This is a genomic window from uncultured Lactobacillus sp. (assembly GCF_947367125.1).
Taxonomy (GTDB): domain Bacteria; phylum Bacillota; class Bacilli; order Lactobacillales; family Lactobacillaceae; genus Lactobacillus.
The window spans coordinates 13,698-28,707 of the sequence record NZ_CANBCQ010000033.1; the positions used below are offsets into that span (position 1 = coordinate 13,698).

The following is a 15,010-nucleotide window of genomic DNA, read 5'->3' on the forward strand; positions in this document are numbered from 1 at the left end:
AGCCTATGGACGATTTACAAGACATGCTTAATGCTGTGAAGCAATTAAGCCCAGATTTAACTTCTAAACTGTCCGATGATGCGCTAAATGGGCTTTTGACTAATGCTTATCAAATAGCAATGGCTGATGGTTTTCCAAAGCTTGCCAAGAACAACGATGGTGAGACTATCAAAGCTCGTGACATGGCTACGCAATACTTAGCCTTGCATTTAATCACGATTAACAAGGCTATGGGCGATGGTGGGGTTAATGTCACCAGCGAACAAGTTTCAGTATTGAAGCGTACATATGCAGATGTCAGCAAGCTTAAACTGTTTCAGCGTTCGCCGTGGGGGCAGCTATATTTATGGCTGTATAACCTTTACGGCAACGGGAGCATTACAAGATATGGATTGGTGCAACACTAATGGCTGACAGTTTTGAAGAAATCGAAAATAGGCTAGATCATATCACGAAAGAAATGGACTACTTAAATCATCATCAAGTAGTAATTGGCTTTTTCAGCGATGAAAATAGCTTGCTTTTGACGATCGTAAGAGCCAACGAGTATGGGGCACACATTCGCCCTAAAAACGCCAGCGGCTTCTTATGGATTCCGTCAAGGCAAGCTATTAAAGAGTTCGGGAAAAACGTTACTGCAAAAGACGTTAGAAATAAGTATCAGTTGTTCATCCCTAAGGGAAAGCACATTGCGGCTGTCAATCAAGACGGCAAATTGGTCACATATTTCTATCTGATGCAAAAAGTAGACATTCCAGCCCGTGCCTTTATCAGGAAAACCGGCATAGATTACCGTCAAAAATACCGCCGATATATAAAAGCTGGTATTGAAGAGATTATGTATGATGGCAAGACTGGTAAAGCCTTGCTTGAAAAGCTAGGACGCATGGGCGTGAGTGATATGAGAGAGGTAATGAGACGTTGGACAAAGCCAGGTAACGCGCCGCTGACCATCGATAACAAACGTGGGGCTAATAACCCACTTGTTGACACTGGACAGCTTCAAAAGCGCATTACTTGGAAAATTTTGCCAATGACAGGGGGCACGCTATGAGTTTCTATATTCCGTTTGCGGATATGCTGGACAGTTTCGGGGTTGACTTAACCGTTTACCCATATGACAGCCCAGCAAAAAAGGCTCACTCTCACTACGTGGGCGGTGTAAGAGTTGAAGACGATGACGCGCCAAAAGTGCAACCGGAACAACGATATGAACCGGTTGTACCGAATAATGCGCAAAATTCTTTCATGGCTCAATTTTATACGGGTGGTGAGATGGCGCAGGCAGATCTTTTATGGATCAGTTCTAAGCTTTATCCCAAGAACTCGGTCGTAGAAGTGCCGTCTCAACCGGGTCAAAAGTACCGAATTACTGGTAATTCTAACCTTCAAGGCTATTCTGACGTTGTCATTTACGCATTAAAGGGAGATGACAAGCACCCTAATGGCTAGCAATTTACCGGTATTGAGTGATCATTTCTTAGTGCAATATATTCTGGGAAAGCTGGTCAATCAGGTCACGGGATGCGAATTGGTCGAAGATGCAAACATTGACGAAATGGAGGATTATCCGTTTTTCACGTTCAAATGGATTGACTTTGACCAAGAACCTAACGCCGACTGGCTAGGCAAGCACAGACAGTATATCTGCACTATGCAGATTGATTGTCACTCTAATTCGAGCGTACAAGCTATGAACCTTGCTAGAAAGCTGTTTGAAGCACTCCACGAAGTACCGTATCGCAGGTTTTTTAAGCAAGCGTACATAGTACCTCAAAGCATCGGTAACACGGGCGACAGAACCACCTTGCAGGGCATTAATTATGACCACGATTATGGTTTTGATTGCTCTTTCACCGTTACTGGTGGCTTTGAGTTTTTGGAAAAAGACCTCAACTTTAATGTCGAGGATTACACAATTGAATCAATTAAAGGCACATCGAGCGTTGTTGGTAGTGATACCGACAGCGCTTTTAATGTGTCCAAAAATAAGGAGGAAATTTAATGGCAGATGCTAAGACAACCACTGTTGTTGCACCATATGACCGTGTCAGCGACGTAAACGTGGTTATTTCTGTTTTACACCCACGTCCAGTAGTTGGGCTGGGTAATCTTTTAATCTTAAATGCTGTCACTGCAAAGGCACCAATGCCAGCGCAACCAGATGGCAAAGACGGTAAGAGCCCCGATGGTAACGAACAAACTACGCCAGCAACCACCTTGCCAGATCAATTAAGCGTACAAGACCGTATGAACGGCATCTTATTACGCAAGACCGACAAGGCAACTGGCGCTATTTACCGCGAGTACAAGAACATTGACGCGGTTGCGGTTGACTATGGCGAAGACACTGCTGTTTACAAGAAGGCACAAACCTACTTTGCACAATCTAACCACTCCGACCGTGTGGCAGTTTTGGACTATGACCCATCAAAGGCATACGACGCTTTGAAGGCTTTCTGGTACTTTAACTGGACCTTTGCCGTACGTACATCTAATGACGTTGACGACAACTTAGTTGCTCTGTCAAACATTTTCGAAGCCAACAAGAACCACATCTTAGTAGTTCAAAGCAACGATGTAACCCAATTCGACAAGATTTACGGTCAAAATTACACCGTTGGCTTGAAGCATGACACCGCTGAAAACATGGACAGTGCTCTCGTTGGGGCAGTTGCTACCTTGACCGTTGGTTCTGTGACCTGGAAGTTCAAGCAATTAAAGGGTGTAACCCCAGAAGTCTTGACCTCAAATGAATTGTCCGCAATCCATAGAGCACATGCATTCGCATATGTGGAAGTTAGCGGCGTTGGTGAAACGTCAGAAGGTTGGACTATGTCCGGTGAATATATTGACGTCATTCACGGCATTATCTGGGTCAATACCAACATGGAAAACAAGTTAGAGCAATTCTTGCAAGAAAATGGCAAGGTCTCATATGACCAAGTAGGAATTACTCGGATCAATGGTGTTGCTACACAAGTTATGGAGCAAGCATATGCCCAAGGCATCATCTTAACTGATGAAACCACCGGCAAGGGTGATTACACCGTAACTACTTCACAACGTAGTGAACAATCACAACAAGACTTGTCTGACCGCCACTATGGTGGTTTGAGTTTCACTTACCACGTTTCTGGTGCAATCCACACCATTACTGTTCATGGTGAAGTTCAATCAGACACGATTTTAAACTAGAAAGGACTTATTAGATGACAGCTCATAACAACGCACAAACGGGGTTAATGGGCACCTACGACGCCAATAATGTTTACTTCACTATTGACGGTAAGACCGCTTATGGTTATGGTGCAACAACCCTATTTACTTTTTCATACGATAACGATTTGGTATCAGTTCAGCAAGACGCTCAAGGAACAGGTACCTCAAGTATTAGCAACAAAACTGGCGGTACCTTTATTTTAACCATCAATCAAATGTCACCATTTAACAAGATCATTGACGACTTAGCCGATGAACGCCGTGTTGGTGGTTATCCGGTTGACGCTTGTGATGGCTCACGTCACTACGTTGGCGCACACGCATATATTCAAAAGAAGCCTGACGGTGGTGCCGCAAACGAAGCCGGAGAAAGAACCATCACTGTTAAGGTCTTAAACGTTGTAGAAAATTCAGTTCTTTAATTAAAGCGAGGTAAAAATTTATGGACAACACTACTAACACTGAAAACCAAAACTTAGAAACTACTGTAAATGTTGACGCACAAGCAACAGAAGCACCAAAGGCAGAAGATAAGCCAATTAGCATGGCTGATGTCTTAGCAGCTAGAAACAAGCAGCTTCAAACCAGTGCCGTGCCTAACCAACGTGGTATCACTAAGGACATCACTCTTAACGCTGGAACTCCACAAGAATACACTTTGACGCTTCAATACCCAGGCTTTGCCGTTGCTTCAATGATTGAAGATGACTCAACCCGTGACGGTGATATTAAGTTATCTCTTGTTTTACGCAATGCTGTTGATAATGATGTATTCGTTCAACCACGCATTAAGAGCCTTGATTTCTGGGACACTCACAAGGGTGGGGTAGATGTTGCCCGTGAAGTGCTTTCCTTTCTTAACGACGGAATCGACGGCAACCTGGAATAAAGAACACTTAAAAGAAGCAGCTGACCGTTGGGAAGACCCCATTAGGTTGGCTATGCACGGTATTCCGCTGGATTTAACCATGAAAGCGAACAGAAACCAGTTAAATATGTACTGGGAGATCGTGCGAAGAGAAGAAAAACAACGTTTTAACATGCAAGCAAGTGCCACTGGGCTAGGTGTCTGGGGCGATGGAAAGAAATAGTGAGGTGAAGTCAATCAGAAAATAAACTGATGGCTTTTTATTTTGCCAAAAAGAAAGGGCGTTAATAAATGGCTGATGCACATGAAGGCATGTCGCTGTCCTTAAAAGCTAATTTTGCGCAAGTGAATGAGGCTAAAAAGGCTACACAGGCTTTAAACTCAGCGTTCGGGGAATTGCAGAGACGAGCAAACAGTTTGCACATGTCTGCTAATTTCCCAAGGGAAATAAATCACATTGACACGGTAACCGCGTCATATGTTAAACGTCTGGAATCTGAGGGCAAAACTTACGAGGCTAATCAACAAAAGGTTAAGGCATATCAGGGCGCAATCGGCAAATTAAGCGCCGAACAAAGCCGCTTACAAAGTGCCTTGAACCGCACCACTAGTTCTACTGACAAGGCTAGTGATGCTTATAGAAATCAGCAAATAAAGCTCAATCAAACCACAGCTGAGATAAATAAGTTCAAGGCTGGGATTAAATCCGCTCAATCTGAGATGGAACGAATCCATCCAACTGGGTTTAACCGCTGGGTAAAGGGTGCCAATGATGTTACCAAAGCCACCAGCACGATGAAAAACAAGCTCCACAGTGCGTGGGACAGCATTCGAGGTGGTGCAACGGTTGCGGCGGCTGGAATTGGTGCCGTTGGTGCGGCTGCCTTTTCTGGCGCAAAGCAATCAGCGGCAATTCAACAGAGATACCGCGAAATTAACAACTTGGCAGTTCTCGGTGGCGAAAAGCAAAAAGAAGTAACCAAGTCAGTTATGGAGATGCAACGCCAAGGGCGTGACATGTCCATTAAATATGGTAAGTCACAGCAAGAAATCGCCGCAGGGTATGAAGACCTTGTAAAGCGTGGTTATACCACAAAGCAAGCTGTCGGAGCCCTACAAACTGAATTGCAAGCTAGCGTAGCATCTGGTGACCATTTCAGTGATGTTACTACGGTATCTTCACAGGTTCTTGATGCATTCGGTATGCGTGCCAATTCAACCAGCAAGATGCTGAAAAACACCAAAAACGTTGTTAACGAGTTGGCTTACTCAGCGGACGCAACTTCTACGGGATTTAGCGATTTAGGTGTTGCTATGTCGTACGTTGGTACGGCGGCACACTCTAATAACATTAGCCTAGCAGAAACCGCGTCGGCGTTGGGTGTCTTATCAAACAACGGTTTGGAGTCTGATAAGGCTGGTACTGCCTTACGTGCCACAATTAACGGATTAACTAACCAAGTTAACAAGATTGGTTCTAAGAACTCTATCTTTACTAAGCTTGGTATTAAAAAATCTGAAATGGTGGACGCCCACGGCAACCTGAAAGGGCTGTCGCAAGATATGTCCGTGCTTTATAAGCACATTGAAGAGCATAGTAAAGGTGGTTCCGACCAAAACGGCTTCTTTAAGTCGATATTCGGAACTACTGGCATGAACGGTGCCATGATCTTAGCTAAATCTTCAAAAGAAGTAGAAGGCTTAACTAAGCGGACAGAAAAAGCCGGTAAAACTGGCACATATGTCTCTAAGTTAGCCGCTAAGAACATGGGTACCGCACAAGGTAGCGCAAACAGTGCCCGCCAGGCTATGAATGCCTTCAAAATGACACTTGGTAATGCAGTTCTACCAGCAATCAATAAAGCAAGTAACGAACTTGCTAAGTTCTTGCTATCAAAAGACGGTAAGAAATTCCAAAAAGATGTTGGCGGTGCTGTTGCAAAGGTGGCTAATGGCTTAGTCAAGTTCATTGAATGGTCTTCAACCCACAAAAAGCAAATTGAATGGATTGGCAAGGGCTTACTAGTTGGTTACTCAGCTGTTAAAGCTGCCCAATTTATTAGTTTTTTGGGTAAGGTCAAAGCTGGATTAGATGCTATAAAAGCCACTAAGCTTGCTGGTAGCCTGTTTGGTACAGGTGAAAAAGCCGGTATAGTCACTAAGTTAATGGGTGGCAGTAAAGTAGCAAAAGCAGGACCTCAAAGGGTCATAGATGTTGCCGCAAAAGGTTCACGCAAATGGTATCAAGCACCGTTAGAGTCGGCTCGCCATGCTGGTGGGTTTAAGAATCTAACAACATTAGGCAAAGTTGCCAATGTGGGCGCTGGTATCGGTGTGGGTATTGATGCTGGTACGCAAGTTTTTAGCGCTATCAAGAACCGTCATAATGCAGAAAACCGTAGTCAAGACATTGGTGGTGCCGTTGGTACTGGTGCCGGTGGCTTGATTGGGTTGGCTGTTGGTGGTCCAATGGGTGCCGCTGTCGGTGCTCAAATCGGGAAAGTCGCTGGGCGCTGGGGTGGTCATGCTGTTAACCAATTCGTTAAGGGCTGGCAAAAGAGCAAACCGCCCAAAAACTTCTGGTCACTTGAAAATCTTGGTTGGTCTACCAAAGACATGTTCAGCAAAGCTGGCAAAAAGTGGAACGACTTTTGGGGCGGCATGGGCAACTGGCGCAAAAAGCAGTCTGCCGGCTGGACCAAGTGGAACCGTCAAACTGCGCAAGGCATTGGCAAATGGGCGTCTGATGTTGGCAAAGACTGGAACAAAGGCGTCAAGGGCGTTGGCAAGTGGATTCATGATATCCCTTCTAACGTTGGCAAGACTGGAAGCAGCATAAAGAATTGGGCTGGTGATGTCGGAAATAACATCCACAAAGGTTGGAATAAAGGCATTAAGGCTAGTCACAACTTCTTTAAAAACTTGCCTAAAAATACCCGTAAAACTGGAAGCAACATAAAGAATTGGGCTTCAAAAACTGGTAGAAATATCGGCAAAGGCATTAATAGCGGTTGGAAAAAGGCTAAAACAGGTGTTTCCAATTTTGGCAAATGGTATGGCAAAAAATGGAATGACATTTGGAAATCAGTTAACAACAACCGCTATGTAAAGGCATTTAAGAAAGGTCAGCTTTTTCAAACTGCCTTTAAGGACATGAAGTCCCGTTGGAATGCGTTCTCTAAATGGTTTGGCAAGGGCTGGAATGGCTTCTGGGCTAAGATAGGCAAATGGGCTAAAAACTCATGGAACGGCATTAAGCGCAACTGGAATAATTTCTGGGGAAGTTTGCCTAAAAAGTGGGAAGCATTCAAAAAGGGCTTTGCCAAAGGCTGGTCTAATTTCTGGGGCGGCATAAAAAAGGCTTGGGACAATTCTATTGGTGGAATTATCAAAGCCTGGAATGGCTTCACTGGCAAACTTGGTGCTTTTGGTAAATGGGCTAAGAACTCATGGACTGGTACTAAAAATAATGTCAAAGGTTTTGCCAATGACATCAATTATGCTTTTGGTGGCAGTAAGCACAAATACAAGTATGACAAGTTCGCACACGCTAACGGCGGTACAATGCACACCTCACACGGTGCTCTTGTCGGTGAAGCTGGTCCCGAATTAGCATACAAGCCTTATGCTAACCACATTCGTTTACTTGGTGCTAATGGTCCGCAATTTACGAAAGTTCACGCTGGCGAGCATATCCTGAACGCACATGATACCGCAAAAGTATTAAACGGCGGTTTAGGCAATGGGCTAACGCTCAAAGGCTACGCAAGCGGAACTGATAAGCTTGGTAAAACCTCAAAGAAGGTAACCAACGATTATAAGCAAATTGCAGACAAGTCGTCTAAGTCACTTAATAGCCTCTCTAAGAAGAGTTCAAGCACTTGGAATAAGATTACACGTCAAACGGGTAAAGATAGCTCTAAGACCCGAAAGCGGGCTATCTCTGACTACTCAGACATGCACAAAGGCATTGTCAAGCAGATGGATAAGACCCATGACGGTGTTATCAGTCTTAGCGAGTCCACTGCCAAAGGCTTTGGAAAAGCATTAGACAAGACCAAGGGTTACGCACGGGATGCAATGAGTGACTCAATTGGTGAGATCAACAAGGGTATTACTGGAATTGACAAGGTTCTTGGACAATTCGGAGGCAATACCTCAGTTATCAAGCCAGTCAAGTTTGCTACTGGTACCGATGCGAATGGGCGTCTAACCGAAAACACCCTTGCAATGGTTAACGATGCACAAACAGGACCAAGGCAAGAAGCCTTAGTTAGTGACAAGAATGAATTGTTCTTGCCACGTGGCAACAATGTCACCATGATGCTACCAAAGGGCTGGGGTGTCCTCAACGGGACACAGACACAGCAGGTGGCTAAATCAGCCGGTGTAAAGCATTTTGCCAAAGGGTCAGGGCTAAGCCATAGTGCATTGAGAAAACTTGCTGAGAGGGCGGGAGCCAACCCAGCACAAAGCTTCAAAGAAATGTACTTAGACAAACTCAAACCAAGCGGATCGAATTTAAAGCGCGGTTCTATCGGACTTGCGCAAAATTCATCTCAACACTTCGGTAATGCTTGGTCTAACGCCATGTGGTCAGTCATCAACAACGCAATCGGCTGTGGTGATGGTAAAGGTGGCACTCGTGAAGCGTTCCTGAGATTTGCTGAGTCTACATTCTCTGGCGTCCCATATGTCATGGGTGCTATGAGTAAGGCAGCTAGTGACTGTTCTGGTATGGTCGCACAGGCTTTAAAGCATTTCGGAATTAATGCAGGGCGTTCTACTGTTGATATGCAACATAGTTCCGCCCTCCAATATCTTGGCAAGAGTATTAATCGAACTATTCCGGGTGACTTGGTTATCTTTGGTCATGGAACAGGCGCAGCCGGTCACGTGGGTATCGTCAAGAACCCTAAGACCGGTACGATGTTCAACGAAACACCGCCAAAGGCACGTGTAACTCGTATTGCTGATGACATGGGTATGGGCTATGGCTTCTATCGAGTCAAAGGGCTACACAATGCATCAACTGCTAAGAAGACTGCAAAGCCAGCTGCTAACTTAACTGCATTAGCAAAGCGCGAACTTGGTCCAGCCGCTTTAAAGTGGATTAAGGACAAGTTAGGCGATGAAGGTTCACTCGGTGGCAACATCGGTGGTGAAGGTGTTAAGCGTTGGGCTGGTACAGTTAAGCGCGTTCTTGGTATGTTGCACTTGTCTACTTCTGATTCAATGGTCGCAAGGGTATTGCGTCAGATCCAAACTGAATCAGGTGGTAACCCTAATGCAAGACAACCAGGAAGCGACCCAGACGGTGACGGATCCGGTCCAGCATTAGGACTTATGCAAACCAAGCGAGCAACATTTGAAGCCTTTAAGCGTAAAGGCTCTGGCGGTATCTTTAACGGACCTGCCAACATTTACGCGGGCTTGAATTATGCTAAGCATCGCTATGGTTCTAGCTTGTCAGCGCTGGGTAATGGTCACGGCTATGCAAAGGGTGGACGTCCAAAAGCGCACACCCCATTTATTGCAGGTGAACGTGGTCCAGAGCTAATCACTGCTGACGGTCCTGTTAAAGTTGATAGTCACGAACAAACAAAGCGTAAAGTTTCTGACTTAGCGCAAATGTTTAAGTTTCCAAAGATTAACAGACCTACACGGTCTCACGGCTCAGCACCTGTCATTAACATCAATTTCAATGGTCCGATTTACGGAACGAAAGAAGATGCTAAGCGGATTGCGGAACTGGTACGCCGTGAAATTAATAAGGTTCTAGTAAACATAGGCGATGAATTCGGTACGGATCCATCGCTTTATTAGTAAGGAGTTGTTAAGTTGGCTAAAAAAGAAAAGCCAAAAAACAAGTCTAAGCCCCGTAAGGGGCGCAAAAAGACTAAGGCGCAAATTAAAGCAGAAAGAAAAATAAAAGAAATCAAAGATAAGGCTGATAAAGCTCACCGTGCGGCAATGAAAGCCAATGCTACGGCAATGGACTTTTCAGCAAAGGTTTTTAACACGAAAGATCCAAAGCTGAAAGCTAAATATACTAAGAAGTTTGAAGACTACATGAAAAAATATCATGCAGACATGAACCGGTATAAAAAGTATAAGAACCAGCTTAAACCAGCTAAGACTAATAAAAAACGTGTTAACAAAAGCAAGACCACGGATCAAGCCGCAATGGTCAGCAAAATTGAACAACATAAAAAAGAATTTACGAATGAAGGCAATATGGCTATTTTCCCAACATTAAACGGGACAGAAAGCGATATTGTCTTTTTTAGTCCCACGAATACGGAATCGGAAAGCAATTCATCAAACATTACTTCTTATGCCGTTGATCAGGGAGCGCCTCGTAAAGACTATGCGAGATTCAATTCTAAGACGGTCACTATTGACGGTCTTATTTCTGACGACATTAACGGCGGTCGCACAGCCCATGACAAGTGGGTACAGCTGAGGACGTGGCACAGTCACCATGAAGAATTAACGTTCCGTGGTGACATTTATTACAAGCACTTGCTGATATCACAGCTTGACCGGCAATTTACCGGCTTCAAAAACACGATGCAGGTTTCAATTACCTTCACATTTGTTCGAGCTGCTGAGATCACGACAAGCGGCAAAAAGAAGAATGCTAAGCGGTCTAAGTCTTCCAAGACGTTGGCAGGCAACAGAAATAAAAACTACACCGCAATAACCATCAAGCCGGGCGATACCCTGTGGGGATTGTCCAAACGCTATGGTAAGTCGGTTTCTTGGCTTCAAAAGGTCAACAAGATCAAGAATCCTAACCGCATTTATGCCGGTAACTTGATCTATGTCAACGACAAGAAGCATAAGGCTAAAAGCAAGATGCGAGTTAAGTAAGGAGGGGTAAAATGCGTCAATACATTCCAGTAAACATTGATGATTTGCCGGACATTTTTGACATCAAATTGGCTGGCGAGGTTTACACGCTAAGAATTGACTATAACCCCGTTGCCGACTGGTACACGATTACCATTTATCAGAATGGCGAAACCTTGCTAGAACAGGAGCCGCTTATACTTAATCAGCTAGTCGCTATTGATATTCCTGATACTCGTTTACCTCGAATTGATATGAGAGTGATGGACGAAACTGGCAACGCAAAAGATGCCGGCAAGGCTGAGTTTGGCTATGATGTTCAAATTTACATTGACGTGATTGATCCACTTGGTTCAGAAGATGAAGACCCAACTATCAAGCCATTAGGGTACGACCCTGACGAAGATAGCGACGATTTAACGGATCAGGAGGTCTCATATTGATAGTTACTAGCAATCCACATATGTGGTTTGTTTGCACTAACGATAAGGGCAAAACCCAAACCGTTTACAACAACGAGCATTATAAGCATAATTACCCGTTTACTTTTGAAGTTAACTTTGCGGATTCGTCTACACCACAACAAAACACGGTCACTTTGTACAACATGACCAAGGAACATGCAAATTTCTATCATAAGAAATTCTATTGCTATGTTGCGTTTAACTGGGGACCTGATAAGAAGATTCTTGCCGAGGGATTTATCGAAAAAATCGGTATTCCTAACCACGATGGTACGACTGACACCTTTACGATTACTTTCACCGAGGGCACTAATTACAGTAATGTCGCCGCTCGTAAGCTTAAAGTAACGAAAGAAAAGAAGGTCAACAAATATGTAACGAAGTGGGTCAAGCAACCTGATAAGACGGTTACTAGATACCACCATTACACAGAGACCAAAGAGTACAAACGAGGTCCTAAAAAAGGGCAGAAGTACACGGTTCGCCATCGCACACCGTATAAAGAGACCATTAAAGGCAAGTGGCGTAAGAAGCGAATTAAAACTCGTGCGACAAAGGTGGTTCAAGTTAATAAAACATTCCGCAAAGGCACGGACTATAAGACTTTGATCAAAGGAATTGCAAGTCAATCAGGAATCGTAATTTCTAAGATTGACTTAGCAAAGAATCCAACTTTGAAAAAGTCATTTACCGCAAAGGGCAAACCATTAACACTGCTTAAACAGGTGGTCAAAAAAACAGGTTCAATCATGACCTACATTCAAGGAAAGCTTGAAATCATTAATCCAAAAAGCACAAAGAGAACGTGGTATGAGATTGATGACCAAGACCTGTTACAGCCACCAAGTTACAACGAAAGTAGCGATGACAGCTCCGGTAAAGGAACGTGGGAAATTATGGTTCCATTGGTTCCAGACATAACCACCAACGTGGGGATTCACATGGAAAGTAAGTATTTGACCGGCTATTTTTATGTGAAGGCCGGTCAACATACATTTGACATGGATAAAGCACAAACGCAATGTTCACTTGGAAAGATTTAAGGAGGTGAGTGTATGGCACAATCACAAAATGAAGAGCGCAAAGCGGCTATCAACGCAATGCGCAAATTTCAATGGGGAATATTAGCTGGTATGGATAATGCTTTTATCGCAAAAGTAATTGATTACAACGAGGGCGAACATACAGCGGATATTCTGCCACTTGCTAATTCAAGCGATGGTGAAACGTCAGCACAATACTTAGATATTCCGGTTGCTGAAAGTTGCTACATGATTGATGAAATCATTGAGCGGCTTAAACCCGAATATGAAAAGGTTGATGCTAAAACAGGCTCTAATTTAGCTGATAAGCTGCCTAAAAAGAAGCTTATGAGAAAAGGTGTCCCAGTGGTCGCGGTTGTATTAGACCGTGACAATGACAACTGGGAAGGCGGTAGAGCTGTCAACACTTACACTCCGAATAGTTCAAGGGTTCATGATGCTAATGATGCGATTATTGTTGGAGTTCTCGGAGGTGACGCAAAAGATGGCTAAGGATTTACTGGTAAATGAGTACGGTGATCTAGTTATTGACCCTACTACTCACGACTTAGCAATCGTTGAAGGAATTGACGAAATAGTCCAAAGAATAAGGGCTACACTGCTGATTCGCTACGGTGAAATGCCTAATCTTGACCCCGACCAAGGGGCAGATTATAGCAACTTCATTGGTAAGAACTTCAATGCTCAACTTGCGTCCGCTGACATGTCTACGACCATCACGGAGAAGGTTCCAGAGGTCAAAACGGTTAATAGTATCACTTTTAAGAAAATGCCTAGAAGAGGCTTATATGTGGCTTTTAGCGCAACTGTTCAAGTTGGCGATGGTCAACCGGAAAACGTAGAGGGAGGTTTTGAGCTTGGCGATAGCTAGTTTCGGACTACACAAGCGGGGGTTCTTAGCTCCCACATATGAAGAAATACTGGACAGTGTAGAAGATGACTTGATGCAACGTTTTGGCACCGATATCGTCCTGACAAGTAATTCCAATTTTGGAATTATTGCCCGACTGATAGCGTGGCGCGAAACCTTGCTAATTCAAGAACTGCAAAAAACTTACTATTCTGCTTATATCAGCACGGCTACTGAAAGCTCACTTGATCGAATCGGTGCTAATTTAGATCTTCCGAGGAAAGTTGCTACACCAAGCTTCGCAAATATTCAGATCGTAACTGATGACGAATATTTGATACAGGCAGGTGAACAGTTTGAGACTGATGACGGTGTTGTGTTTGACCTTATCAAGGACGTAACCACCGCAAAAGATTCAAGCGGTCAATACATTGGTGTTGGCGTTGTCCAATCCGTTGAAACGGGCGATTTTAACAACGTTTTACCTAACACAATCACTATTGTTTCTAATCCTGATGAAGACATTATTAGCGTGACGAATCCACAAAAGGCAGCTGGCGGACAAGATGATGAAGACGACTCCACATATAGAGCGCGGCTAATCATGGAAAATGTGGCAAAGCCTGGACCGTCAACGGCTGGTATCAAATCAGCATTAATGAACTTGCCAGGTGTAAGGCAAGTAAATATTATTGAAAATCCGTTCGCAGACGCGGACCAATACGGGAATCCACCGTATTCGGTTCACGTTTTTTGTTTGGGCGGAAAAGAGGACGACATAGCCCAATGCTTAGCTGATAAAGTGGCGGCTGGCATTACTCTCACCGGTAGCAAAGAAGTTCAAGCAAAAGATGTAACAGGTGAAGTTAAAAAGATCAATTTTGACTATGCGACTGACAAGCCAATCTATGCAAAGGTTAAGATCAGAACAACTGACGAGTGGAACACCGACGATGGTGCCGACTATGTAAAGCAAGAAATAGCTGATTACATCAACAGTTTACTGATGGGCGGTACCGTTTACCTAACTAAAATTTATCCGTCTATCTATTCAATTGAAGGCGTTGGTGAGGCACTCGTTGAGATCGGAACTGACCCCGAGCATTTAGCAGACAAAGATATACCTACACAGCCGTTTGAAGCCGTCTCTTGTGACACTAAAAATATTGAGGTGGTAGTAAATGGCGTATGAGACTTCTGAACAGCTTTTAGCTGAAATTTCTGACTATTGGTATAAGCGACCTGGTGGCAATCTTTACAAGCTAATTGATGCCTTTAACGAGCCTCTTGAAGCAATTAGCGATAATGCTAATAAAGTTGAACGCTGGCGAGCTTTAAAGGACGCCAAAGGAACAACGCTCGACCTTTTTGGTGCCGACATTCAGACATATAGACCCAGCCAAGATGATGACAATTATAGGTTCATTATTCACATCATGGAGCTTTTATCACGTGCGCAAGGTACCATTCCCTCGATTTATAAAATCGCGTCTAGTGCGTTGCAAACGGGTGAAGGCTTTAAAGTCTGGAAGACCAGTATCCGGCATGTTGGTATTCAAGTGCCATTTGATGCGGTTAAAACCTTGCGAATGCAAAAGTTTATTATCCGCAACTTTCAAAAAATGCTTGCGATGGGCTATTGGATTGATGAAATTAAATTCGTTTCAACTTCACATTTGAAGCTGTATGCTGGGCTAGGTTCACAAGA

General features: G+C 44.0%; 16 protein-coding genes. All 16 read left to right on the forward strand.

Annotation, left to right across the window (positions count from 1 at the left end; all coding sequences use genetic code 11):
- The first annotated feature begins 5 nt into the window (after positions 1–5).
- Positions 6–407: a hypothetical protein gene (locus Q0Y84_RS09365; protein WP_297953008.1), complete on the forward strand. Its 402-nt coding sequence runs from the start codon at positions 6–8 to the stop codon at positions 405–407.
- The gene (locus Q0Y84_RS09370; protein WP_297953010.1) at positions 407–1,054 is read left to right on the forward strand and encodes a hypothetical protein; all 648 of its coding nucleotides are present in this window, start codon (positions 407–409) and stop codon (positions 1,052–1,054) included. The genes Q0Y84_RS09365 and Q0Y84_RS09370 overlap by 1 nt, the downstream gene beginning before the upstream one ends.
- A complete protein-coding gene (locus Q0Y84_RS09375) occupies positions 1,051–1,452 on the forward strand; it encodes a hypothetical protein (protein WP_297953011.1) in 402 nt (133 codons plus the stop codon). The genes Q0Y84_RS09370 and Q0Y84_RS09375 overlap by 4 nt, the downstream gene beginning before the upstream one ends.
- Positions 1,430–2,005 (forward strand): hypothetical protein, encoded by a 576-nt coding sequence (locus tag Q0Y84_RS09380; RefSeq protein ID WP_297953013.1) that lies wholly within the window; start codon positions 1,430–1,432, stop codon positions 2,003–2,005. Before Q0Y84_RS09375 ends, Q0Y84_RS09380 begins: the two co-directional genes overlap by 23 nt.
- On the forward strand, positions 2,005–3,198 hold the full coding sequence (locus Q0Y84_RS09385) for a DUF3383 family protein (protein ID WP_297953015.1): 1,194 nt from the start codon (positions 2,005–2,007) through the stop codon (positions 3,196–3,198). Before Q0Y84_RS09380 ends, Q0Y84_RS09385 begins: the two co-directional genes overlap by 1 nt.
- Positions 3,199–3,212: 14 nt before the next feature.
- Positions 3,213–3,644, forward strand: a complete 432-nt coding sequence (locus tag Q0Y84_RS09390; protein ID WP_297953017.1) for a hypothetical protein — start codon at positions 3,213–3,215, stop codon at positions 3,642–3,644.
- 20 nt (positions 3,645–3,664) lie between these two features.
- The gene (locus Q0Y84_RS09395) at positions 3,665–4,111 is read left to right on the forward strand and encodes a hypothetical protein (RefSeq protein WP_297953019.1); all 447 of its coding nucleotides are present in this window, start codon (positions 3,665–3,667) and stop codon (positions 4,109–4,111) included.
- Positions 4,112–4,190: 79 nt separating this feature from the next.
- Complete coding sequence (locus Q0Y84_RS09400; RefSeq protein ID WP_256976479.1) at positions 4,191–4,313, forward strand: hypothetical protein; 123 nt, start codon at positions 4,191–4,193, stop codon at positions 4,311–4,313.
- Between the two features lie 68 nt (positions 4,314–4,381).
- Positions 4,382–9,916, forward strand: a complete 5,535-nt coding sequence (locus tag Q0Y84_RS09405; RefSeq protein WP_297953022.1) for a phage tail tape measure protein — start codon at positions 4,382–4,384, stop codon at positions 9,914–9,916.
- A 15-nt stretch (positions 9,917–9,931) separates the two neighbouring features.
- A complete protein-coding gene (locus Q0Y84_RS09410; RefSeq protein WP_297953024.1) occupies positions 9,932–10,966 on the forward strand; it encodes a phage baseplate protein in 1,035 nt (344 codons plus the stop codon).
- A gap of 11 nt (positions 10,967–10,977) precedes the next feature.
- Complete coding sequence (locus tag Q0Y84_RS09415; RefSeq protein ID WP_089150973.1) at positions 10,978–11,388, forward strand: hypothetical protein; 411 nt, start codon at positions 10,978–10,980, stop codon at positions 11,386–11,388.
- Positions 11,385–12,452 (forward strand): hypothetical protein, encoded by a 1,068-nt coding sequence (locus Q0Y84_RS09420; RefSeq protein WP_297953028.1) that lies wholly within the window; start codon positions 11,385–11,387, stop codon positions 12,450–12,452. Before Q0Y84_RS09415 ends, Q0Y84_RS09420 begins: the two co-directional genes overlap by 4 nt.
- Positions 12,453–12,464: 12 nt before the next feature.
- On the forward strand, positions 12,465–12,944 hold the full coding sequence (locus Q0Y84_RS09425; RefSeq protein WP_297953029.1) for a hypothetical protein: 480 nt from the start codon (positions 12,465–12,467) through the stop codon (positions 12,942–12,944).
- Positions 12,937–13,323 (forward strand): hypothetical protein, encoded by a 387-nt coding sequence (locus Q0Y84_RS09430; protein ID WP_060463490.1) that lies wholly within the window; start codon positions 12,937–12,939, stop codon positions 13,321–13,323. The genes Q0Y84_RS09425 and Q0Y84_RS09430 overlap by 8 nt, the downstream gene beginning before the upstream one ends.
- Entirely contained in the window at positions 13,310–14,494 is a 1,185-nt protein-coding gene (locus tag Q0Y84_RS09435; RefSeq protein ID WP_366791765.1) for a baseplate J/gp47 family protein, read from the forward strand. The genes Q0Y84_RS09430 and Q0Y84_RS09435 overlap by 14 nt, the downstream gene beginning before the upstream one ends.
- Positions 14,484–15,010, forward strand: a 527-nt coding sequence (locus Q0Y84_RS09440) for a hypothetical protein (RefSeq protein ID WP_297953034.1), incomplete at its 3' end; no start/stop codon positions are given. The genes Q0Y84_RS09435 and Q0Y84_RS09440, both read left to right, overlap by 11 nt.